The sequence below is a fragment of the Burkholderia sp. HI2761 genome (assembly GCF_002223355.1).
Lineage (GTDB): Bacteria > Pseudomonadota > Gammaproteobacteria > Burkholderiales > Burkholderiaceae > Burkholderia.
On record NZ_NKFN01000007.1, the window covers coordinates 69,314 to 91,280 of the forward strand.

Here is a 21,967-nt window from a genome sequence, read left to right on the forward strand (position 1 = left end):
GATGTCCGCCTCTTCCCCCAACCCGGCCGGCGCGCACGGCGCCGACACCCACGCACTCGCGGCCGACGATCCGGCGGGCGGCGCTCCGGCGGCCGGCGATCCGGCGGCCGGCGCTCCGGTCGCGTCCGCCGCTCATGCGCCGCATCCGCACGGCAAGATGCTGCATCCCGTCGTGATGATGCTGTGGGTGCTGGCCGCCGCGATCGCGCTCACGTGGATCGTCGACTCCGGCCACTTCGCGCGCAACGGCCGGCTCGTGGTGCCGGGAACCTATCAGGTGGTGCCGAAGACGACCGCGCTCGCGACGCTCGTCGCGCCGGCCGTCAGCCACAGCACCGCCGCGCATGCGCTGCCGGCGAGCCTCGTGTCCGCGTTCGTCGCGGTGCCGGAAGGCCTGCTGAAGAATGCGCCGCTGATCGTGATGGTGATGTTCGTCGGCGGAATGTTCGGCGTGATGCGCCGCACGGGCGTGGTCGATGCCGGCATCGACCGTCTGCTGCAGCTCACCGGCAACAACGCGTACCTGCTGACGCCGATGCTGATGATCCTGATCGGGCTCGGCAGCACGCTGCTCGGCTTCATCTCCGAATACCTCGTGATCATTCCGATGGTCGTCGTGATCGCGCGGCGCCTCGGCCTGTCGGACCTGTTCGCGGTCGCGCTCGTCGCGATCGCCGCGAAGATCGGCTATATCGCGTCGGTCACGAACCCGCTCGCGCTGGCCGTCGCGCAGCCGCTCGTCGGCGTGCCGCTGTTCAGCGGCGTCGCGCTGCGCGCGGCCGTCTTCGTCGTATTCCTGACGATCGGCATCCTGTACCTGCTGCGCTACGTGCGGAACACCGGTTACCGGGCCGGCCAAACCGCGTCCGACGACACCGCACGCACGGCCGCGAAACTGTCGCTGCGGCACAAGGCCACGCTGGCCGTATTCGCCGCGGCCGTCGCGATGCTGATCTACGGCACGCGCGAACTGAAATGGGGCAACGTCGAACTCGCGGCGTTCTACGCGTTCGTGAGCATCGCGACGGCCGTCATCGGCCGGCTCGATTCGCGCAGCGCGGCCGACGCATTCGTCGACGGGATGAAGAACATGATGCTGGCCGCGCTGCTGATGGGACTCGCAGCTTCCGTCGAACTGCTGCTGCAGAACAGCCTCGTGCTCGACACGCTGATCCATTTCTTCACGCGGCTCGCGGACGGGCAGTCGCCGGTATGGGTCGCGAACGGGCTGATGGGCGTGCAGATGGTGCTCGACGTGTTCATTCCGTCGGTATCGGGCAAGGCCGCGGTCAGCATGCCGATCATCGGGCCGATCGCGCAGCTCTCTGGCGTGAGCGGCCAGACCTCGGTGCTCGCGTTCGTGCTTGGCGGCGGGCTGACGAACCTCGTCACGCCGACGTCCGGGATGCTGCTCGCGTATCTCGCGACCGCGCGCGTCGATTTCGGCGCGTGGATCCGCTTCGTGCTGCCGCTGTTCGCGATCCTTCTCGCGCTGTCGTGTGTCGTACTGACGTTCGCGGTGTGGATCGGGTATTGAGATTCACGGTACAGCGAGACGCACGAGCTCGACGGCGCGCATCGCAACGCGCTGCCGTCGCCGGATGCGACGTTCAAGCCAACGCCACGGCCCCGCCGAACGCCCGCTCGTCGATCGCCTCCGCGAGCGTCGCGAACGCGGTCGCGATCTCGTCTTCCGGCACGCACGCATAGCCGAGCAGCAACCCCGATGCAGCCCGCGAGCGGTCGGCGTAATACCCGGACAACGGCCGCACGACGATATTGCGTTCGAGCGCAGCCTGCGCGACCGCGCGATCGTCGACGCCCTCCGGCAACTGCGTGACGAGATGCAGCCCCGCGTCGCTGCCGAGCGCGTGCAGCGTATCGCCGTAGCGGCGCGCGACCGCCTCGAGCAGCACCTCGCGGCGTTGCCCGTACAGCGTGCGCATCTTGCGGATATGCGACACGAAGTGCCCTTCCCCGATGAATTCGGCGAGCACGGCCTGTTGCAGCAACTGGCCTTCGCGATACAACTCGGCGCTCGCGGTCGCGAAACTCTCCGCGAGCGGCTCCGGTGCGACCAGATAGCCGACCCGCAGCCCGGGGAACAGCGTCTTGCCGAAACTCCCGACGTAGATCACCTGCCCGGCCGTGTCGAGGCCCTGCAGCGACGCAAGCGGCCGGCTGCCGTAGCGGAATTCGCTGTCGTAGTCGTCCTCGATGATCCAGCAGCCGTGCTGGCGCGCGTATTCGAGCAACATCCGGCGGCGCGCGAGGCTCATCACCATCCCGAGCGGATACTGATGCGACGGCGTGACGAGCATCAGCTTCGGCGGCTCGGCGAGATCGGCGGCCGACGGCGCGATGCCTTCGTCGTCGACCGGAATCGGCCGCGTGGTCAGCCCCGACACGTTCAGCACGCTGCGCACGCCCCAGTAGCACGGATCCTCGGTCCAGATCGCGTCGCCCGGGTCGGTCAGCAACCGCACCGCGAGGTCGATCGACTGGTGGATGCCGGTCGTGATCACGATCTGCTCGGGCGTGCAGCGCACCGAGCGCGCCGTGCGCAGATAGTCGGCCAGCGCCTCGCGCAGCAACGCGAGCCCGCCGCCCGGCGCATAGGTCAGCAGGTCCGGACGCAGGCGCCGCCAGTACTTGTTGTGCAGCCGCGTCCACACGCGCGCCGGAAATCGCGACACATCGGGCACGCCCGGCATGAACGCGCCGCCCTGGCGCTTCGACACGCCGGCGCCTTCGACGAGCCGCGTGCCGCGCGCGGACAGGCGCCGCGCGGACGGCATCACGACGGCCGGCCCGGCCGCCGCGTCCGGCGGCGCGCCGACGATCTCGTCCGGCGCGCTGTCGGCGACGAACGTGCCGCGGCCCGTCGCCGAGTGCACATAGCCTTCGAGCGCAAGCTGTTCGTATACCTGCGTGACCGTGTTGCGCGCGATCCCGAGCTCGGCGGCCAGCAGCCGCGACGACGGCACGCGCGTGCCGGCCGGCAGTTCGCGCGACAGGATCGCCTGTTGCAGCAGCCGGTGAAGCTGCCGGTAGATCGGCTGTTCGCCGCCGCGCACGAGGCGTTGCGCCAGCCAGTCCGACAACACGCTCGCGCGCATGATTGGCTCCTGAATATTTATTGAAATGGCTCTGATTGCCAGAGCCAAATGTGATTATAGTCGCCTCCATGGGCTGCCAAGGCGCCCGATTTTCTACTGACCGGACCGAATATCAAGGAGATGACCGTGAAGAATGCCGACCTGCAGGCCCGCAAGAACGCCGCCACCCCGCGCGGCGTCGGCGTGATGTGCGATTTCTACGCAGCCCGCGCCGAGAACGCGGAGCTGTGGGATGTCGAAGGCCGCCGCTTCATCGATTTCGCCGCCGGCATCGCGGTGCTGAACACGGGCCACCGCCACCCGAAGATCGTCAAGGCGATCGCGGACCAGCTGAACAGCTTCACGCACACCGCTTACCAGATCGTCCCGTACGCGTCGTACGTCGAGCTGGCGGAAAAGATCAACGACCGCGCGCCGGGCGACTTCCCGAAGAAGACCGCGTTCTTCACGACCGGCGCGGAAGCCGTCGAGAACGCGATCAAGATCGCGCGTGCGGCGACCGGCCGTCCGGGCGTCATCGCGTTCTCGGGCGGCTTCCACGGCCGCACGATGATGGGCATGGCGCTGACCGGCAAGGTCGCCCCGTACAAGCTGAACTTCGGCCCATTCCCGGGCGACGTGTTCCACGCACCGTACCCGAACGCGCTGCACGGCGTGACGACCGCCGACTCGATCAAGGCGATCGAAATGCTGTTCAAGGCCGACATCGATCCGAAGCGCGTCGCCGCGATCATCTTCGAACCGGTCCAGGGCGAAGGCGGCTTCAACCCGGCGCCGGCCGAATTCGTGCGCGCGCTGCGCAAGATCTGTAACGAGCACGGCATCCTGCTGATCGCCGACGAAGTGCAGACGGGCTTCGCGCGTACCGGCAAGCTGTTCGCGATGCAGCACTACGACGTGCTGGCCGACCTGATCACGATGGCGAAGAGCCTCGCGGGCGGCATGCCGCTGTCGGGCGTCGTCGGCCGTGCGGACGTGATGGACGCGGCCGCGCCCGGCGGCCTCGGCGGCACCTACGCAGGCAACCCGCTGGCCGTCGCGTCGGCGCACGCGGTGCTCGAGATCATCGACGAAGAGAAACTGTGCGAACGCGCGACGCAGCTCGGCGACGTGCTGAAGGCGAAGCTGAACGCGCTGCAGGCCGACGTGCCGCAGATCGCCGACGTACGCGGCCCGGGCGCGATGATCGCGGTCGAATTCCTGAACCCGGGTTCGGGCGAGCCGGATGCCGAATTCACGAAGCGTGTGCAGACGCGCGCGCTCGAACGCGGCCTGCTGCTGCTCGTGTGCGGCGTGTACTCGAACGTCGTGCGCTTCCTGTTCCCGCTGACGATCCCGCAAGCCGTGTTCGACGAAGCGCTCGTGATCCTCGAGGAAGTGCTGAAGGAAACGGTCGGCGTGCCGGCCTGAGTGCCCGTCCAACTCAACTGAATGCGCCGCCGCCGTCGTGAAGACGGCGGCGGCCGTTTTCATCCGTCCTTTTCGAAGCAGGTGATTCATATGAGCACGGTTCAGGAAACCCTGGCACTGAAAGATCCGTCGCTGTTCCGCCAGCAGGCGTACGTCAACGGCGAATGGCAACACGCAACGAACGGCGAGACGTTCGACGTCCGCAACCCGGCGACGGGCGGCCTGCTCGGCACCGTGCCGGCGATGGGCGCGGCGGAAACGCGTCACGCGATCGACGCCGCGAATGCCGCATGGCCGGCGTGGCGCAAGAAGACCGCGAAGGAACGCGCGGTCGTCCTGCGCAAGTGGCACGACCTGATGATGGAAAACGCCGACGACCTCGCGCTGATCCTCACCACCGAGCAGGGCAAGTCGCTGGCCGAAGCGAAGGGCGAGATCGGCTACGCGGCGTCGTTCCTCGAGTGGTTCGCGGAGGAAGGCAAGCGCGTGTACGGCGACACGATCCCGACGCCGGCGAGCGACAAGCGCATCGTCGTGACGAAGGAAGCGATCGGCGTGTGCGCGGCGATCACGCCGTGGAACTTCCCGGCGGCGATGATCACCCGCAAGGTCGGCCCGGCGCTCGCGGCAGGCTGCCCGATCGTCGTGAAGCCGGCCGAGGCGACACCGTTCTCCGCACTCGCGATGGCCGTGCTGGCCGAGCGCGCGGGCGTGCCGGCCGGCGTGTTCAGCGTCGTCACGGGCGACCCGAAGGCGATCGGCGGCGAGCTGACGTCGAACCCGATCGTGCGCAAGCTGTCGTTCACCGGCTCGACGCCGGTCGGCCGCCTGCTGATGGCGCAATGCGCGGCGACGGTCAAGAAAGTCTCGCTGGAGCTCGGCGGCAACGCGCCGTTCATCGTGTTCGACGACGCCGATCTCGATGCGGCCGTGCAGGGCGCGATCGCGTCGAAGTACCGCAACAGCGGCCAGACGTGCGTGTGCACGAACCGCTTCTACGTGCATGAAGCCGTGTACGACCAGTTCGCGCAGAAGCTCGCGGCGGCCGTCGGGCAGTTGAAGGTCGGCCGCGGCACGGAGCCGGGCGTCACGCAGGGTCCGCTGATCAACGAAGCAGCCGTGCTGAAGGTCGAGGCGCATATCGAGGACGCGCTCGCGAAGGGCGCGACCGTCGTGACGGGCGGCAAGCGCCACGCGCTCGGCCACGGCTTCTTCGAGCCGACCGTGCTGACCGGCGTCACGCCGGCGATGAAGGTCGCGAAGGAAGAGACGTTCGGGCCGCTCGCACCGCTGTTCAAGTTCGGCAGCGACGACGAGGTGATCCGCCTCGCGAACGACACCGAGTTCGGCCTCGCCGCGTACTTCTACAGCCGCGACATCGGCCGCGTGTGGAAGGTCGCCGAAGCGCTCGAATACGGGATGGTCGGCGTGAACACGGGCCTGATCTCGAACGAAGTCGCGCCGTTCGGCGGCGTCAAGCAGTCGGGCCTCGGCCGCGAGGGCTCGCACTACGGCATCGACGACTACGTCGTGATCAAGTACCTCTGCCTCGCCGTCTGACGGTTCAGGGCCTGCCGCTTCGGCGACGGGCCTTGGCCGCCCGGCCGGAACCGGGCGGCCCGACGCGGGCCGGCCCTCCTCTCCGTCGCGCCCGCGTCACCTTCCCTTCCCGCGATCAGCGAAACACGTTCACCGCATCCACCAGCCGCGTCGCCTGCTGCTTCAGGCTTTCCGACGCCGCCGTGCTCTGCTCGACGAGCGCCGCGTTCTGCTGCGTGATGTTGTCCAGATGCACGACCGCCTGGTCGACCTGCTCGACGCCCGTGCTCTGCTCGGCCGTCGACGAGCTGATCTCGGCGATCAGATCCGAGACGCGCTTCACCTGCGTGACGATGTCCTCCATCGTCTTCCCCGCGCCGTCGACGATCCGCGCGCCCGATTCGACACGCTCGACGCTCGCGCCGATCAGCGTCTTGATTTCCTTCGCCGCGTTTGCGCTGCGCTGCGCGAGCGCGCGCACTTCGCCGGCCACCACCGCGAAGCCGCGCCCCTGCTCGCCTGCGCGCGCGGCCTCGACCGCGGCATTCAGCGCGAGGATGTTGGTCTGGAACGCAATGCCGTCGATCACGCCGATGATGTCCGCGATCTTGCGCGAGCTGTCGGTGATGTCGTTCATCGTCGCGACGACTTCGTTCACCGCCTGCCCGCCGCGCCCGGCCGCCTCGCTCGCGGAAACGGACAACTGGTTCGCCTGCAGCGCCGTCTCCGCGTTGCTCGATACGGTCGCCGTCATCTCGGCCATCGATGCGGCCGTTTGCTGCACGCTCGAGGCGGCCTGTTCGGTGCGCGCGCTCAGGTCGCTGTTGCCCTGCGCGATCTCGTTGCTCGCGCGCTGCACGTTCAGCACCTGTTCGCTGACGTCGTCGACGAGCCAGCGGAACATCAGCCCGAGCTGGTTGATCGTGCGCAGCGTCATGCCGATCTCGTCGACACGGTTCATCCGCACGCCGCGCCGGCTTTCGCCGGTCGCGACGCGCAACGCCTCGTCGCGCAACTGCCGGAGCGGCCGCACGATCTGCGCGTCGAGCCACAGCCCGGCGCCGGCCGTCACGGCGACCGCCGCCCCGGCAAACGCCGCGAGCGCCCCGCCGCTCAACCCGCACGCCCAACCGGCGCCGACGACCGCCGGTGCCAGCACGCACAGCGTCGACACCACCCGGGCCCGCACCGACATCGTCTGGAACAGCGACGCGATGCGCATCGCGCCCGTGCGGACGATCAATCCCTTGTGGAACCCGCGGCTGCCGGCCTTGCCTTCACGGAAATCGCGATACAGCGCGTCGGCGGCCGCGATCTCGTCGCGCGTCGCCTTCGTGCGCACCGACATGTAGCCCTTCGGCTGCCCGTTGCGCATCACCGGAATCGCGTTCGCGCGCACCCAGTAGTGGTCGCCGTTCTTGCGGCGGTTCTTCACGAGCGCGGCCCACGGCTCGCCGCCCTTGAGGGTCGCCCACATGTCGGCGAACGCCTCCTTCGGCATGTCCGGATGCCGCACCACGTTGTGCGGCTGGCTGACGAGCTCCTCGTTCGAGAAGCCGCTCACCTGCGCGAACGTCGTGTTCGCGTAGGTGATGATGCTGTCGGCATCGGTCGTCGACATCAGCGTGACGTCGTCGGGAAAATCGAATTCCTGTTGGGTAACGGGCTGGTTGTTGCGCATGCAAGGCTCCGAAAAGCGGATCTGTCGTCCGCGCCGCGCTGAAATCGCGCTCAGTAGCCGAAAAACGGTGGATCGCTTTACGACATTCTCGTCCTTGCTGTCGGCAATTCACCGGAAAACCTTAATTCGATTTCGAATAAAAAAGGATAATCCGGCCATTACCATGATTTCGATCAAATAATCCGGCGATAATCGTCGCGCGCGTTTATCCGCATGTCACGAAACGCTGCGCGGCATCGAATATGCCCGCAGCCGTTGCGGGCGGCGAAACGATTGGCCTATCCTGCTCCATTCCACCGGAATTCGAATTCGATGAAAAAGGCATTGCATGAACTGAATCGGCTGTCCCGGAATACGGCGACGGTCGCGCATGATCGCAATCAAAGTGATCAGTCCGCGTTTTTCCCCAATGGCGGCGCCACGCGGTTCCCTAAAAAGCGTGAACTGGACGGCCACCCGATGGCGCTGCCCGACGGCATGACGCGCGTGTCGCTAATGGTGGCAATCGCCGCGCACCGGGTGGCCGCATGACGCGCCGCACCGCCGCCGAACGCGACGCGCTGTCGGCCCGCCTGCTTGCCCGCGACGACGTACCCCTCGTATGGACCATCGACCGGCGCGAAATCATCGAACACCTGTACGTGCTGCGCGACGGCGCGCTGCATCTCGTGCCCGAGTTCTACGACGTGGCAGGCTGGCCCGACGGCGAAGCCGAGCATTACACGCCGATCCTGCTCGACTGCCACGATCGCGGCGGCTGGTTTCTCGGCATGTTCGACGGCGCGCGGCTCGTCGCGGCTGCGATCGTCGACAGCCGGCCGCTCGGCCCGCAACGCGACATGCTGCAACTGAAGTTCCTGCACGTGAGCCACGACTGGCGCGGCTGCGGGCTCGGCGAACAGCTCTATCGCGCGGCCCGCGCGCAGGCGCGCGCGATGGGCGCCGAGCGCCTGTACGTGTCGGCCACGCCGTCGCGGCGCACGATCGACTTCTACCTGCGGCTCGGCTTCACGGTCAGCACGGCGCCCGATCCCGAGCTTCATGCGCTCGAGCCCGAGGACATTCACCTCGAAGGGCCCACGCGCTGACGGCCCGGCTCGTGGATGAAGCGTGGAATTTTCCGCTTAGCCCCAGCGACCATCAGCCGCCATCAGCCACCATCAACCGCCACGGAGCGCGACATTGAACGACGACCCGCCACCGGGCCGCCACGCCGAAGATCCTCGTCGGCCTATGCGTGGTCGGTCATCCGGTCCGTAACAATGGCTCGGCGAAGACCGCCGCGCACGACGCGCGCCTCAGGCAACTGTCACAGGCCGGTTAACGACGCAGGGCGGCACGAGATACCTCGTGCCGCCCTGCGTGGCGGAACCAGCGCAGCGGTAAAGCGGCGCGTATCCGGCCGCTTCGCCGCATCGCGCCGCTCAGACGCGTTCGATCGCGATCGCGATGCCCTGGCCGACGCCGATGCACATCGTGCACAGCGCAAAGCGGCCGTTCGTGCGATGTAACTGGTACATCGCGGTCGTCACGAGGCGTGCACCCGATGCGCCGAGCGGGTGGCCGAGCGCGATCGCGCCGCCGTTCGGGTTCACGCGCGGATCGTCGTCGGCGACGCCGAGCATGCGCAGCACCGCAAGGCCCTGCGACGCGAACGCTTCGTTCAGCTCGATCACGTCGAACTGGTCGATCGTCATCCCGAGCCGCGCGAGCAGCTTCTGCGTGGCCGGCGCGGGGCCGATGCCCATCACGCGCGGCGCGACGCCGGCCGTCGCGATCCCCAGCACGCGGGCGCGCGGCGTCAGGCCGAAGCGCTTCGCGGTTTCCTCGTTCGCCAACAGCAGCGCGGCCGCGCCGTCGTTCACGCCCGACGCGTTGCCGGCCGTGACCGAGCCGTCCGGGCGCACGACGCCCTTCAGCTTCGCGAGCGCTTCGAGCGACGTCTCGCGCGGATGCTCGTCGCGCGACACGACCACCGGATCGCCCTTCTTCTGCGCAATCGTGACCGACACGATTTCTTCGGCGAGCGTGCCGTCCTGCTGCGCCCGCGCGGCCTTCTGCTGGCTGCGCAGCGCGAACAGGTCCTGATCCGCGCGGCTGATGGCGTAATCGACCGCGACATTCTCGGCCGTCTCCGGCATCGAATCGACACCGTGCAGCTGCTTCATCAACGGATTGACGAAGCGCCAGCCGATCGTCGTATCGTGGATGTCGGCCTGGCGCGCGAACGCGCTCGCGGCCTTGCCCATCACGAACGGCGCACGCGTCATGCTCTCGACGCCGCCCGCCACCATCAGCGCGGCTTCGCCCGACTTGATCGCGCGCGCGGCCACGCCGACCGCGTCCATTCCGGAGCCGCACAGGCGGTTGATCGTCGAACCCGGCACGCCCTGCGGCAGGCCCGCGAGCAGCAGCGACATGCGCGCGACGTTACGGTTGTCCTCGCCGGCCTGGTTCGCGCAGCCGTAGATCACGTCGTCGATCGCCGTCCAGTCGACGTCGCGGTTGCGCTCGACGAGCGCCTTGAGCGGCACCGCGCCCAGATCGTCGGCGCGCACGCCGGACAGTGCACCGCCGTAACGCCCGATCGGCGTACGGATCGCATCACACAGAAAAGCTTCGGTCATCAGTGTCTCCGGTCCCGTGAAAGGCTGGGAAGTGAACAGCGCGCGCCCCTTGCATTGCCCACCGGGATGCGCTTAAATGTTCTATATACGAACATAAGATCGTGTATCGAACGTTCAACGCATCATAGGGAGTGCAGGGACGACCTGTCAAGCGCGGTCCGCCGGGCGGTTGGCGGGTCGGGTCCCATGCGCTATCTTCTCGGCTGCACGACATTTCAGGCACTCATGACAACCGACGATATTCAGACGAAACCCGGCGACTCCTATGTGCAGTCGTTCGCGCGCGGCCTCGCGGTGATCCGCGCATTCGACGCGGCGCGCCCGGAGCAGACGCTCACCGAGGTCGCGTCGGCCACCGGCCTCACACGCGCGGGCGCGCGCCGGATCCTGCTCACACTGCAGACGCTCGGCTACGTCGAGGCCGACGGCCGGCTGTTCAGGCTCACGCCGAAGATCCTCGAGCTCGGCTTCGCGTACCTGACGTCGATGCCGTTCTGGAATCTCGCCGATCCGGTGATGGAGCAACTGTCCGCGCAGATCCACGAAAGCTGCTCGGCCGCGGTGCTCGACCGCACCGAGATCGTCTACGTGCTGCGCGTGCCGACCCGCAAGATCATGACGATCAATCTGTCGATCGGCAGCCGGCTGCCCGCGTACTGCACGTCGATGGGCCGCGTGCTGCTGTCCGCGCTCGACGACGCGGCGCTCGACGAGACGCTCGCGCAGAGCGGCATCCGCGCGCATACGCCGCGCACGATCACCGACCTCGGCGAGCTGAAGGCGGCGATCGCGCAGGCGCGCCAGCAGGGCTGGGCCGTGGTCGACCAGGAACTCGAAGTGGGGCTGATGTCGCTGTCCGCGCCGATCCGCAACCGGCGCGGGCAGATCATCGCCGCGATGAACATCAGCGGCAACGCGCAGCGGCATACCGCGAAGCAGATGGTGAAGGAGTTTCTCGGGCCGCTGCAGCAGGCCGCGCAGACGGTATCGGAACTGGTGGCGCGGCGCGGCTGAGCAATCGGTTCGCCGGGCGGACCGGCAAGACGGGGGATGGGCGGAGCGCGTGGAGTGCACGGATAAAAAGACGGGCGGCATGCGCCGCCCGCTCAACTCTCTGACTCTATTTGCAACGTCCTTCTCACGGAACACGGAGCGCGCTCCGCATTACCCAATTTAGAGGTGCGGCAACGCCCGGTCAATTTGACGAGAACGAAATTGCACGGCGCATCTCGTACACGTGCGCGCCCGGCGCCGCTCACGCGCCCAGCAGCATCCCCTTTCGCACCGGCACCGTGCCCGTCACGCGGCCGAGCGGCGCGCCGGCCGTCACGAAACGGATCGCGCGCCGCATATAGAACACGCCGTCGGTCGCGCTCGAGATCGTCGTGACCGCATCCGTCAGCGGATCGACGATGTCGAACAGCGGATCGCCCGCACGGATCGTCGCGCCGATCGCCGCACGGTGCACGAGGATCCCGCTCACCGGCGCGTAAAACTGCTCGCTGCCCGCAAGCGGCGTGGCCGGCGCGGCCAGCGGCGGCAGCGGCGCACGTTCGCCGCGCACCGCGCCGCACCACACGAGATAGTCGACGAGCGCGCTGGCGTCGCGTTGCGCATAGTCGTACGTCACGTCGCGCTGGCCGCGACACTCGACCGTCACGGCCACGGTGCCGGCCGCCATCGGCGTGCCGTCCGGCAAAAGCGCGCGCAACCGCGACCACAGCAGGTGATGCGCATCGTCGAACGCATGGCCGCCCGAATCCTCGGCGAGCAGCGATACCTCCGCACCGAGATAGCGCGCGAGCGGCTCGACCTCCGGCCATGCGGTATCGCTCGTGTACACGTGCATCACCGCTTCGAGAGAACAATGCAGGTCGATCACGACATCGGCGTCGTGCGACAGCTTCAGCAGCGCGAGCTGCAGTGAATCGAATTCGGTGCGCGGCGCGATGTCGTCGAGCGCCGCGCCGACGCATTCGCGCACGATCGCGCGATTGCGCACGCCGTCGTCGCCCAGCCGGTCGCGCGCACGCGCGGCGATCTCCGCGAGCGGCAGGAAGCCGCGATTGAAGTTGCGGCCGCTTGCGAGATCGAAACGGCCGATGAACTGCCCGAGCAGATGATGATTGAGGCCGACCGGGTTCGACACCGGCACGAGCACGATGTCGGCCGCGAGCCGGCCTGCGGCGTCGAGCTGCGCGAGGCGCTGCTTCAGCACGACCGCCGCGAGCATCGCGGGCGTCTCGTCCGCGTGCAGCGCGGCCTGCAGGTAGATCTTGCGGCCGCTGTCGGCAGGCCCGAAATGAAAGCTCGTCAGCGTGCGCTGCGTGCCGATCGACGGCGACAGGAGCGGCGTGGTGCGAATCTGCATCGATGGTCTCGAACGGATGAAAACCGGAAATCGGAAGAACGGGCCTGAACGGCGCTCAGTCGCCGTACGGGTTGAAATCGAAGTACTGCTTCGCGATCCGGTCGTACGTGCCGTCCTTCAGCATCGCCGCGATCGCGCCGTCGATCGACGCCTTCAGCGCGGTATCCGACTGCCGCATGCCGATGCCGACGCCGCGATCGCCCATGTCGAGCGGCGCGCCGACGAACGCGAAGCCCTTGCCGCGCGGCTGGCGCAGGAACCCGTAGTCGGCTTCCACGGTGCCGAGCAGCGCCGCGTCGAGGCGGCCGTTCACGAGATCGGCGAACACGTCGTCCTGGCTCTTGTACGGCACCACGCCGACGCCGGCGGGCGCCCAGTGCGCGAGCGCCCACGATTCGAACTGCGTGCCCGACTGCACGCCGACGCGCTTGCCGGCCAGCGACGCCGCCGTGCCGTCGAGCCCGCTGCCGGGCCGCGCGACGAGCCGCGACTTGAAGCGGAACAGCTTCGACGAGAACAGGATCTGCTTCTCGCGCTTCGCGGTGATCGCCATCGACGACAGGATCGCGTCGATCTTGCGCGCCTGCAGCGCGGGGATCATCCCGGAGAATTCGAGCTCGACCCACTGGCAGCGCAATTGCGCGCGGCGGCAGATCTCGTTGCCGAGATCGACGTCGAAGCCCTTCAGGCTGCCGTCGGGCGCTTTCGCATCCATCGGCGGATAGGTCGGGTCGATGCCGAGCCGCACCACGTGCGCATCGAGCGCGAACGCGGATGGGGCCGCCAGGCCAATGCACAGGGAAACGAGCAGGACGAGGAAACGTTTCATGATCGACGATGGGCAGGACGCGGGACAAACGGCATGAGCCGGACTGCCTGCGATCGTAGGGGCCGCGGGCTGCCGCCGGAACCATCGGCTGACTTATCATGATCGGTATTTCCGATCACCGGCCTCGCAGCTTCCCATGGCGTTCACGCTGTCCCAGCTCCGCATCTTCCAGGCCGTCGTCGAGCACGGCAGCCTGCGCGCGGCCGCACGCGCGCTCGATCTCGCGCAAAGCGGCGTCACGCAGCAACTGCAGGGCCTCGAGGCAGCGCTCGGCGCGACGCTATTCACGCGCACCAATCGCGGAATCGTGCCGACGGCCGTCGGCCAGCGGCTGCTCGCGCGTTCCGGTTCGATCCTCGGCGAATGCGAGCAGGTCGAGCGGGAAATCCGCCAGTTGAGCGGCGCCTACGAAGGCACCGTCACGCTCGGCCTCGTGACCGAGCCGCTGATCGACGCGTTCGCGCCCGTGCTGACCGCGTTCCGCGCGCGCTTCGACAAGGTCGACGTGCACCTGCGCACCGGCACGTCGCGGATGATGATCGGCTGGCTGCGCGAAAGCGCGGTCGATTTCGCGATCGCGCTGGTCGCGAAGCAGACCGACACGACCGATCTCGCGGTCACGCCGCTGCGCACGTCGGCGCCGGTGGTCGTCTGCCGCAACGGGCACCCGGCGATGCATGCGCGATCGCTCGCCGAGCTGGCCGACCATGCCTGGGTGTCCACGCGCTCGCCGAACCTGAGCGCCGACCCGGTCGTCAACCGGCTGCTCGCGTACTTCGACGCGCACGGCCAGCCGCCGCCGAAAATTCTCGCGACCGTCGAAGGGATGTTCGAGACGCTGCAGATCGTCACGCAGACCGATTCCCTCGCGCTCGAAACCGAAGCGATCACGCGGCACGGGCCGTTCGCCGGCGCGCTCGCGAAGGTGCCCGTGCGCGAACGGGCCGAAGCGCAGGACGTCTGCCTGCTGCAACGCGCGGCCGTGCCGCTGACGCCGGCCGCGCAGGAACTCGCGACGATGCTCGCGTCGTATCTGAGGGTGGTGCGCGGGCGGTAAGCGCAACGCGCGCCGCCGCCCACGTTGCGTGTTGCGCGTTGCGCGTCAGTCCAGCGATTCCCGCGCCGTCTCGCGCAGCTTCGCGACCGCGATCAGCGACAGCACCACGCACGCGGCCACGTAGCCGGCCGGGGCGAGCTTGCTGCCGGTCGTCTTCACGAGCCAGGTCGCGATCAGCTGCGCGGTGCCGCCGAAGATCGTCACCGCGAGCGCATACGCGATCGAGATGCCCGTCGCCCGCACGTGGCGAGGCAGCGACTCGCACATCAGCGCCATTTCCGAGGCGGAGCCGAGCGAATAGAACAGCAGCATCAGCGCGGTCAGCGGCAGGATCACCGACAGCGTCGGATGATGGTTCATCAGCCAGAACGCCGGGAACAGCAGCGCGACCAGCACGCCGCGGCCGACGAAGATCGGCAGGCGCCGGCTGCCGAGCCGGTCCGACAGCCAGCCGAACAGCGGGCACGTGACCAGCATCACGCAGCCCGACGCGACGCCGACGAACATCGACAGCTTCATCGGCAGGCCGAGCGAGTGGATCGCGTAGGTCGGCATGTAGAAGGTCAGGATGTAGGTCGATACCGTGCCGCCCATCACCGTGAGCATCAGCAGCACCACCGTGCGCGTGTGCTTGGAGAACAGCTCGTGCAGCACGCCGCGCTCGATGCCGTGATGGCGGTCGCCGGGCGCATCGTCCGCGAGCCGCCGGCGCAGATACATGCCGACCGGCGCGATCAGCACGCCGACGAGAAACGGCAGCCGCCAGCCCCAGCTTTCCAGCGCGTCCTTCGTCATCGTGTTCGACAGCAACGCCGCGAAGCCCGAGCCCATCAGCGCAGCGCCGCCCTGCGTCGCGAGCTGCCAGCTCGCGCGGAACGCGCGGTGCGACGTGCCGCCCTGTTCGAGCAGCGTCGACGTCGCCGCGCCGAATTCGCCGCCTTGCGAGAAGCCCTGCAGCAACCGCGCGAACACGACGAGCAACGGCGCGGCCACGCCCACCTGCGCATAGGTCGGCGCGATCGCGATCAGGCCGGTGCCGAGCGCCATCAGCATGATCGTCAGGTTCAGCGCGGCCTTGCGCCCCTTGCGGTCCGCGTAGACGCCGAGCACGACGCTGCCGAGCGGCCGCGTGAAGAAGCCGGCGGCGAACGTCGCGACCGACAGCAGCAGCGACGTGGTCGGGTCGCTCGACGGGAAGAACAGCTTGCCGATCAGCACCGCGAAAAAACCGTACACGGTGAAATCGAAGAATTCCAGCCAGTTGCCGATCACGGCCGCGGCGATCGCGCCGCGCCGCGTAACCGCGGGCGCGCCGGGCGCGCTGGTGTCGGCGGCCCCCGTCGACGCGGGGTGCAGCGCGAGATGGTCTTTCTGCATCGTTCCAGTCTCCTCTCAGTGCGGCCGGAAGCGCCGGCCGCGCGCCACTGCGATCACTGCCCCAGGTAACGCTCCACGAGACGCGTCCAGAACGCCGCGCCGATCGGCAGGTTGCGGTCGTTGAAGTCGTATTTCGGGTTGTGCACCATGCAGCCGTCCTCGCCTTCGCCGTTGCCGAGCCGCACGAACGAGCCGGGCCGCTGCTGCAGCATGAATGCGAAATCCTCGCTGCCCATCAGCAGGTCGGTCTGCTCGACCACGTGCGCATCGCCGACGAGTTCGCGCGCGACCTGCGCGGCGAAATCCGTTTCGGTATCCGTATTGACGACGACCGGATAGCCTTCGATGTACTCGACGTTGGCGGTCGCGCCATAGCTCGCGGCCTGCGTCTCGGCCAGCTCGGTGATGCGGCGCTTGAGCAGCGCGCGCACTTCGGGGCTGAACGAACGCACGCTGAGTTCGAGGCGCGCGCCGTTCGGAATCACGTTGTTCGCGGTGCCCGCGTGCATCGAGCCGACCGTGACGACCGCCGGCTGCGACGGGTCGACGTTGCGCGCGACGATCGTCTGCAGCGCCATCACGATGCTCGCCGCGACGACGACCGGATCGACCGTCAGGTGCGGCCGCGCCGCGTGGCCGCCGACGCCTTCGATCGTGATGATCGCCTTGTCGCCCGCCGACATGAACGGGCCGCGCCGCGTGAGGAAGACGCCCGGCGCCGCGCCCGGATGGTTGTGCATGCCGAACACGGCGTCGCACGGGAAGCGCTCGAACAGGCCGTCGTCGATCATCTTCTTCGCGCCGCTGTCGACGCCGTGCTCTTCCGCCGGCTGGAAATACAGGTGCACGGTGCCCGAGAAGTTGCGGGTCTTCGCGAGATGCTGCGCGGCGCCGAGCAGCATCGTCGTGTGGCCGTCGTGGCCGCACGCGTGCATCTTGCCGTGCGTGCCGCTCGCATACGGCAGGCCGGTCGCCTCGACGATCGGCAGCGCATCCATGTCGGCGCGAATGCCGATGCTGCGGGTGCCGTCGCTCACCCGCAGCGTGCCGACGACGCCCGTCTTGCCGACGCCGCGCGTCACCTGCCAGCCCCATTGCTCGAGCTTGTCCGCGACGAGCGCGGCCGTGTCGTGCTCTTCGTACGCGAGTTCGGGATGATGATGGATGTGGTGACGGATCTCGCGCAGCCCGCCGGCGGCGGGCATCAGATCCTCGATTTCGGTGAATCGGGTAGCGGTGGTCATCAAGGGGCTCCTGCCGTTGTCTGCGCACGCGAGGGATGCGTGCGGGAAAGCGAGCCACTATAGCGAGCCGATATCCGCTCAATAAGATGCGGAATTTTTCACCGTGATAAGGTTTTTTAATCAGGGTTAATACGGGCAGCGGTTACGCTTGAATCGTCGGACCGTCAGCCTATCGAACTTCGCCATGTCCGGCCGGACAAAGGCTGGTGCGGCCGTCGTGGTCGCCACGCCGCTCGCGGTAGCAGAGCACCGCGGACAAAAGCTGCGCCACCGTCGAAGCAGCGGCAATCGAATGAACCCCGAATAAGGCACCGTCCTCGACGCGCAGCAAGGCGTCGGTGTCGCGCGCCAGCGGTGACACGCGGCTGTCGGTAATCACGATGAGTTGCGCGCCGTTGCGCTTGGCGAGTCTGGCGACACGGCCCGTCTCGTCGCCGTAAGCCGGTAATTCGACAGCCACGAAAACGTCGCCCGGCCTTACCGAGCCGGCCTGGCAGAGATCCATCCCGCCGAGCGCGGTGAACAGGCAAATCGTCTTGTCTGTCTGGCGCAAGGCCTGCGCCAGATGAACTGCAAGGGGAAACGCCTGACGCACTCCCATCACCCAGATTGTGGCGGCGTCGCGCAGCATGACCAACGCGCGCCTCCAGTCCTCGGATGCCAGCAATTCGCTCAGACGCGCAACCGCGGCCAGGCTGGACGCCAGCACCGCCTCTGTCAGGCCGTCCAACCCATCGGCCGCTGCGTCAGCGTGCGCGGGCTTTGTGTCACGCAGCAGCGGGAGCGGTGGCACGATCTGCTGACGTAACCGCCGCCGCAGGTCCGCATAGCCGGACAGGCCGAAGTGCTGGGCAAAGCGCACGACCGCCGACGGGTGCACGCCACACTGGTCGGCGATGCTGCGAATATCGAGGATGCCGACCTGATCGGCGTGGGTATCGACGAAGTGTGCAATCGATTTCAGCCGCGGGCTCAGCGTGTCGTACTCGGCGCGAATGCGCAACAACAGTTGGTCGGCGCCGTTGCGGCAAGGTTCGTCCGGCATACTCGCTGATCCGGCCCGGGATATGTAATCGACGCTCATCGTGTCAGGCGCGAGCCGGCTCCGTCGGTACAAGGCTCATGCCATCGTGGAACTGCAGCGGCATCGGCTCCGGCCGCGCCATGCTGGTCTCGAGCGGATAGATCACGTTGTTGGCCGCCGATTCGATCATGCCGTGCATGACCTCTAGAACATGCAGCGCCATGTCGACGCTGGCACGAGGTTGACGTCCCTCGGCAATCGAAGCGGCCATGTCGACGAGGCCGATGCCGCGGCTGTTTTGGCGATGACTGGTCTCTGTGAACGGTCGCTCGATCGGGACTCTTCTCCACGGACGCAGTGCGGCATCACCGCGCGGAAGGTCGCCCCATCGATAATCATCACGCGTGCGCAGTAGCAGATCGCCACCAAACAGATTCGGCCCGTCACACGGATCGATGTCGTTGAGGCACAAGGTGCCATCCGTACCGTAGAGTTCCATCCGCGGCAACTCGGAATCCCATACGTCGTAGCTTACGATCAGGGTGACGAGTGCGCCCGATACGAATACCAGGTTGGCGGCAACGTGTGTCGGTACGTCGACCGGAATGCGCGTGCCGAAAAGCGGCCCACTTTCGACGACGCGTTCCGAAGACGTCCGGCCCGCGACCGCGGAGCATTGCCGTACCGGCCCCAACAAGGACACCAGCGCGCTCAGATAGTACGGTCCGATATCGAGCACGGGGCCGCCACCGCGTCGATACAAGAAAGCGGGATTCGGGTGGAACCACTCCGGGCCTCGGCTCACCGCAAACGCCGTGGCGCTATGCACGATTCCGATCACGCCTTCGTCGATCAGTTGACGGCAGGTCTGCAGGCGCCCGCCCAACACCGTATCGGGTGCGCAGCCGAGCACCAGGCCTCGCCGTCGCGCTTCCTCATACAGTGCCTTTCCGTCGGCAAACGTCATGGCGAGCGGCTTCTCGCTGTAGACGTGTTTGCCGGCGCGCAACGCAGCCAGCGTCAGTTCCGCATGCACGTCGGGCGTGGTCAGGTTCAACACGATATCGATCCCGACATCGTCAATCAGCGAGGCAGCATCCGGATACGCTTTCGGTACGCCATGCGCCGCCGCCTTCGCGCGCGCTTTCTCCAGATCGCGCCCGGCCACTGCGGCAAGCTCGACAATCGGGTACTTCGCCAGATTGCGCAGATAGACGTCGCTAATGTCGCCCACGCCTAGTACACCGACTTTAAGCGGCTTCATGGTGCTCCTCGTCAGGAAGGTCGCCGGCATGCGGCGGCAGGATATCGCCCGGATCTCTTGCGTGCGTCGCGCCGCGTGCGGTTTCGGCCGACGCGCACGGCGCACGCAAGAAGGTTCATGCACCGGACGGTTCGTCAGAACTGCGTGGCAATCCCCGCGAACACACCGAACTGGCTGCGCCCATAACCGGGATTGAGGTTCGATGCGCTGCCGTTGACCGGGTCGTTCACGTTATTGGCCCCGTAGGTCCCGCCGTTCAGCCCAAGGTTCGACGTCGAACTGTTTCGCAAATACCCGAGTTCGGTATAAAGCCGCGTCTGCTTCGACAGCGAGTAGATGCCGGACAGCGTGTACAGCGTCCCATTGCCATTGCCGTGATTGGCATTGGCGTGATAGACGGCGCCCATGATGGCGGTTGCCGGCGTCACGGCCCATTGCGCGCCGACCCATTCCTGATCGACCGCGGTCGGCAAGGAAACGCCGGCGGGCTGCGCCGACGGGGTGCCCGTTCCGTAATATCCGGCATTCGATGCGTCTGGTGCGCTCAAGTGAACGTAGCCGGCATACAGTGTCACCGGCCCGATTCCGTACGACGCGCCGGCGAAGATCGAGCGCGACGCCAGATAGACGTTGCTGAACTTGCCGTTGCCGTCGCGGATCTCGTCGTAGATCAGCTGCGCTTCGAGACTGGACGCCTTGTACTGCAATTTCAGGCCGTCCGAGCGGCCCTGCGAGCTGCCCAGGCCGGTGGCCGTTCCCAACTGGCTCGGCGCCGTGCCCGGCGAACCGGCATTCCATTTGGTCGAATTGGTGAGGTTGTACTGGCCTTTCACCGTGAAGCCGCCGAAATCGGGCGACGTATATTCGATGCCGTTCGACGCCTGCGGGAACATGCGGCCGCGCACCAGCGTGCCGAACGAATATTTCTTGGTCTGCTGCGGGTCGAGTGTGCCGGTATCCTGCAGTAACTCGCTCGCACCGAAATTGCCGAGGCGGATCGCGCCGTACGCGTCGTGTCGCAACCCGAGGGTCGCCTGCCCCTCGAAGAACGAACCGTTCGCCACGGAGCCGTTCAGCGTGTTCAGACGCGCCTCCAGGCGGAACGTGGCCTGCAGGCCTCCCCCAAGGTTCTCGTTGCCGAGCATGCCGAAGCGCGACTCGCCCCAGCCGCCGGACTCGGCCGACAGCCGCTTGCCACCCGGCAGGCCTGTTTCATATTGCAGGCCGTTATCCACGATCCCGTACAACGTGACGCTGCTCTGCGCATGCGCGAACGCCGTGACGCCGCACAGCGCCGTACCGGCAATGAATCTGAGCATTTTCGCATCCATCGACAAATCTCCTTTGCATACCTAAGTTATTTATGTTTTTCTCGTCTTTATTCATACGCCGACGCATATTGGTCATACGCCGGCCGACCTGCCTACTTGAGGTAATTCCCCACGTTGTTACGGGTGACGGATTCGAACGGTACGATCACTTCGGCGGGGGCCGGCTTGCCGCTCTTGAGCGTTTCGACAACCAGGTATGCGGCCTGTGCCTGGCCCTTCGCGTTTTGGAAGATGGTCTGGGACATCTCGCCCGCCTTGATCGCCCGCATCGCGTCCGTGGTGCCGTCGACGCCGGAGATCGCCACACCCTTGAGCCGCCCTGCCGTCTTCAGCGCTTCCAGCGCGCCAAGCGCCATCTGGTCGTTGGCGGCGACGATTGCATCGAACTTCGGATACCGCTGCACCCAGTCTTCGGTAACTTTCATGCCCTGTGCGCGATCATAGTCGGCCGGAAGGTTCGACAGGATCTTGACGTCGGGGCGCTTGGCCAGCGTCTGCACGAAACCGGCCAGGCGCTCCTTTGAGTGGTAAAGGCCGGGGGTGCCCTGCAGGTAGAGGATCTGCGCGTTCTTCGGCAGGACCGAATCAAAGTACTCGGCCTGCAGACGTCCAGCATCGTAGTTTTTCGAACCGACGAACGTGTACTTGCCGCCGGCGGACTGGATGCCCAGCGCGATCACCGGGATGCCGGCCTTGTTGGCACGCTCGACCCCGGGAACGATGCCGCGATAGTCAACCGGCACGATCATGATCACGTTGACCTTCTGCGCGATGAAGTTGTCGATCTGGTCGAGCTGGCGGCTCACGTCGCCGTTCGCATCGGTGTAGACCACGCTCACGTTCGGGTCCGCCCTGACCGCATCTGCAAAGGCCGTCTTCCGGCTCATCGTGAACACATCGGTGTCGGCAAGATTCGTGTAACCGATCACGAATTTCTTGTCGGCTGCGTTGGCCGATGCCGCCAGCACCACCAACCCGAATACCGCCACCGCTACTTGTTTCCAAACCTTCATATGCTCCTCCGTTGTTGTCTGACCTGCTGCAGGTTGAACATCGACTTTTCTGCAAATGCTTCGCTTGCTGCTTCACTGCTT

General features: G+C 67.0%; 18 protein-coding genes and 1 pseudogene. 8 read left to right on the forward strand and 11 right to left on the reverse strand.

The window, feature by feature from the left end:
• The first annotated feature begins 1 nt into the window (after position 1).
• Complete coding sequence (locus CFB46_RS17830) at positions 2-1,537, forward strand: YfcC family protein (RefSeq protein WP_089500690.1); 1,536 nt, start codon at positions 2-4, stop codon at positions 1,535-1,537.
• 73 nt (positions 1,538-1,610) lie between these two features.
• On the opposite strand, the gene pdxR is transcribed toward CFB46_RS17830, so the two are convergent.
• Positions 1,611-3,119, reverse strand: coding sequence for a MocR-like pyridoxine biosynthesis transcription factor PdxR (gene pdxR, locus CFB46_RS17835; protein ID WP_089500691.1), 1,509 nt, complete (start codon positions 3,117-3,119; stop codon positions 1,611-1,613).
• Between the two features lie 126 nt (positions 3,120-3,245).
• Here pdxR and CFB46_RS17840 point away from each other — a divergent pair, with 126 nt between their 5' ends.
• Together CFB46_RS17840 and gabD are read left to right on the forward strand one after the other, a co-directional pair.
• A complete protein-coding gene (locus CFB46_RS17840) occupies positions 3,246-4,529 on the forward strand; it encodes a 4-aminobutyrate--2-oxoglutarate transaminase (protein ID WP_089502234.1) in 1,284 nt (427 codons plus the stop codon).
• 90 nt (positions 4,530-4,619) lie between these two features.
• Positions 4,620-6,089, forward strand: coding sequence for an NADP-dependent succinate-semialdehyde dehydrogenase (gabD, locus tag CFB46_RS17845; protein WP_027781559.1), 1,470 nt, complete (start codon positions 4,620-4,622; stop codon positions 6,087-6,089).
• 115 nt (positions 6,090-6,204) lie between these two features.
• Here gabD and CFB46_RS17850 read toward each other — a convergent pair whose 3' ends face one another.
• Positions 6,205-7,749: a methyl-accepting chemotaxis protein gene (locus CFB46_RS17850; RefSeq protein ID WP_089500692.1), complete on the reverse strand. Its 1,545-nt coding sequence runs from the start codon at positions 7,747-7,749 to the stop codon at positions 6,205-6,207.
• A gap of 312 nt (positions 7,750-8,061) precedes the next feature.
• Here CFB46_RS17850 and CFB46_RS36455 point away from each other — a divergent pair, with 312 nt between their 5' ends.
• The 3 genes and pseudogenes from CFB46_RS36455 to CFB46_RS36765 form a co-directional block, all read left to right on the forward strand.
• Positions 8,062-8,280: a hypothetical protein gene (locus CFB46_RS36455; protein WP_089500693.1), complete on the forward strand. Its 219-nt coding sequence runs from the start codon at positions 8,062-8,064 to the stop codon at positions 8,278-8,280.
• Positions 8,277-8,837: a GNAT family N-acetyltransferase gene (locus CFB46_RS17860; RefSeq protein ID WP_089500694.1), complete on the forward strand. Its 561-nt coding sequence runs from the start codon at positions 8,277-8,279 to the stop codon at positions 8,835-8,837. Before CFB46_RS36455 ends, CFB46_RS17860 begins: the two co-directional genes overlap by 4 nt.
• A 94-nt stretch (positions 8,838-8,931) precedes the next feature.
• Positions 8,932-9,043 (forward strand): annotated as a pseudogene (locus CFB46_RS36765) (DUF523 domain-containing protein); the annotation flags it as partial.
• A gap of 130 nt (positions 9,044-9,173) precedes the next feature.
• Here CFB46_RS36765 and pcaF read toward each other — a convergent pair.
• The gene (pcaF, locus tag CFB46_RS17870) at positions 9,174-10,376 is read right to left on the reverse strand and encodes a 3-oxoadipyl-CoA thiolase (RefSeq protein WP_089500695.1); all 1,203 of its coding nucleotides are present in this window, start codon (positions 10,374-10,376) and stop codon (positions 9,174-9,176) included.
• A gap of 225 nt (positions 10,377-10,601) precedes the next feature.
• Between pcaF and CFB46_RS17875 the strand changes: the two genes are divergently transcribed.
• Positions 10,602-11,390, forward strand: coding sequence for an IclR family transcriptional regulator (locus tag CFB46_RS17875; protein ID WP_027781564.1), 789 nt, complete (start codon positions 10,602-10,604; stop codon positions 11,388-11,390).
• Positions 11,391-11,631: 241 nt separating this feature from the next.
• Here CFB46_RS17875 and CFB46_RS17880 read toward each other — a convergent pair whose 3' ends face one another.
• Together CFB46_RS17880 and CFB46_RS17885 are read right to left on the reverse strand one after the other, a co-directional pair.
• Entirely contained in the window at positions 11,632-12,747 is a 1,116-nt protein-coding gene (locus tag CFB46_RS17880; protein WP_089500697.1) for a succinylglutamate desuccinylase/aspartoacylase family protein, read from the reverse strand.
• 55 nt (positions 12,748-12,802) lie between these two features.
• Positions 12,803-13,576 (reverse strand): transporter substrate-binding domain-containing protein, encoded by a 774-nt coding sequence (locus CFB46_RS17885; protein WP_089500698.1) that lies wholly within the window; start codon positions 13,574-13,576, stop codon positions 12,803-12,805.
• Between the two features lie 136 nt (positions 13,577-13,712).
• Here CFB46_RS17885 and CFB46_RS17890 point away from each other — a divergent pair, with 136 nt between their 5' ends.
• Positions 13,713-14,633, forward strand: a complete 921-nt coding sequence (locus tag CFB46_RS17890) for a LysR family transcriptional regulator (RefSeq protein WP_089500699.1) — start codon at positions 13,713-13,715, stop codon at positions 14,631-14,633.
• Between the two features lie 45 nt (positions 14,634-14,678).
• On the opposite strand, the gene CFB46_RS17895 is transcribed toward CFB46_RS17890, so the two are convergent.
• From CFB46_RS17895 to CFB46_RS17920, 6 genes are all read right to left on the reverse strand, one after another.
• Positions 14,679-16,010, reverse strand: coding sequence for an MFS transporter (locus CFB46_RS17895; RefSeq protein ID WP_089500700.1), 1,332 nt, complete (start codon positions 16,008-16,010; stop codon positions 14,679-14,681).
• 53 nt (positions 16,011-16,063) lie between these two features.
• Positions 16,064-17,254 carry a M20 aminoacylase family protein gene (locus CFB46_RS17900; RefSeq protein WP_027781569.1) on the reverse strand — a complete coding sequence of 397 codons (1,191 nt, stop codon included), beginning with the start codon at positions 17,252-17,254 and terminating at the stop codon, positions 16,064-16,066.
• A 169-nt stretch (positions 17,255-17,423) separates the two neighbouring features.
• On the reverse strand, positions 17,424-18,299 hold the full coding sequence (locus CFB46_RS17905; RefSeq protein ID WP_179235083.1) for a MurR/RpiR family transcriptional regulator: 876 nt from the start codon (positions 18,297-18,299) through the stop codon (positions 17,424-17,426).
• Positions 18,300-18,342: 43 nt separating this feature from the next.
• Positions 18,343-19,542, reverse strand: a complete 1,200-nt coding sequence (locus CFB46_RS17910; RefSeq protein ID WP_089502235.1) for a Gfo/Idh/MocA family protein — start codon at positions 19,540-19,542, stop codon at positions 18,343-18,345.
• A gap of 134 nt (positions 19,543-19,676) precedes the next feature.
• The gene (locus CFB46_RS17915; protein ID WP_227789676.1) at positions 19,677-20,873 is read right to left on the reverse strand and encodes a porin; all 1,197 of its coding nucleotides are present in this window, start codon (positions 20,871-20,873) and stop codon (positions 19,677-19,679) included.
• Between the two features lie 92 nt (positions 20,874-20,965).
• A complete protein-coding gene (locus CFB46_RS17920) occupies positions 20,966-21,886 on the reverse strand; it encodes a sugar ABC transporter substrate-binding protein (protein WP_027781572.1) in 921 nt (306 codons plus the stop codon).
• Between the last annotated feature and the right edge of the window lie 81 nt (positions 21,887-21,967).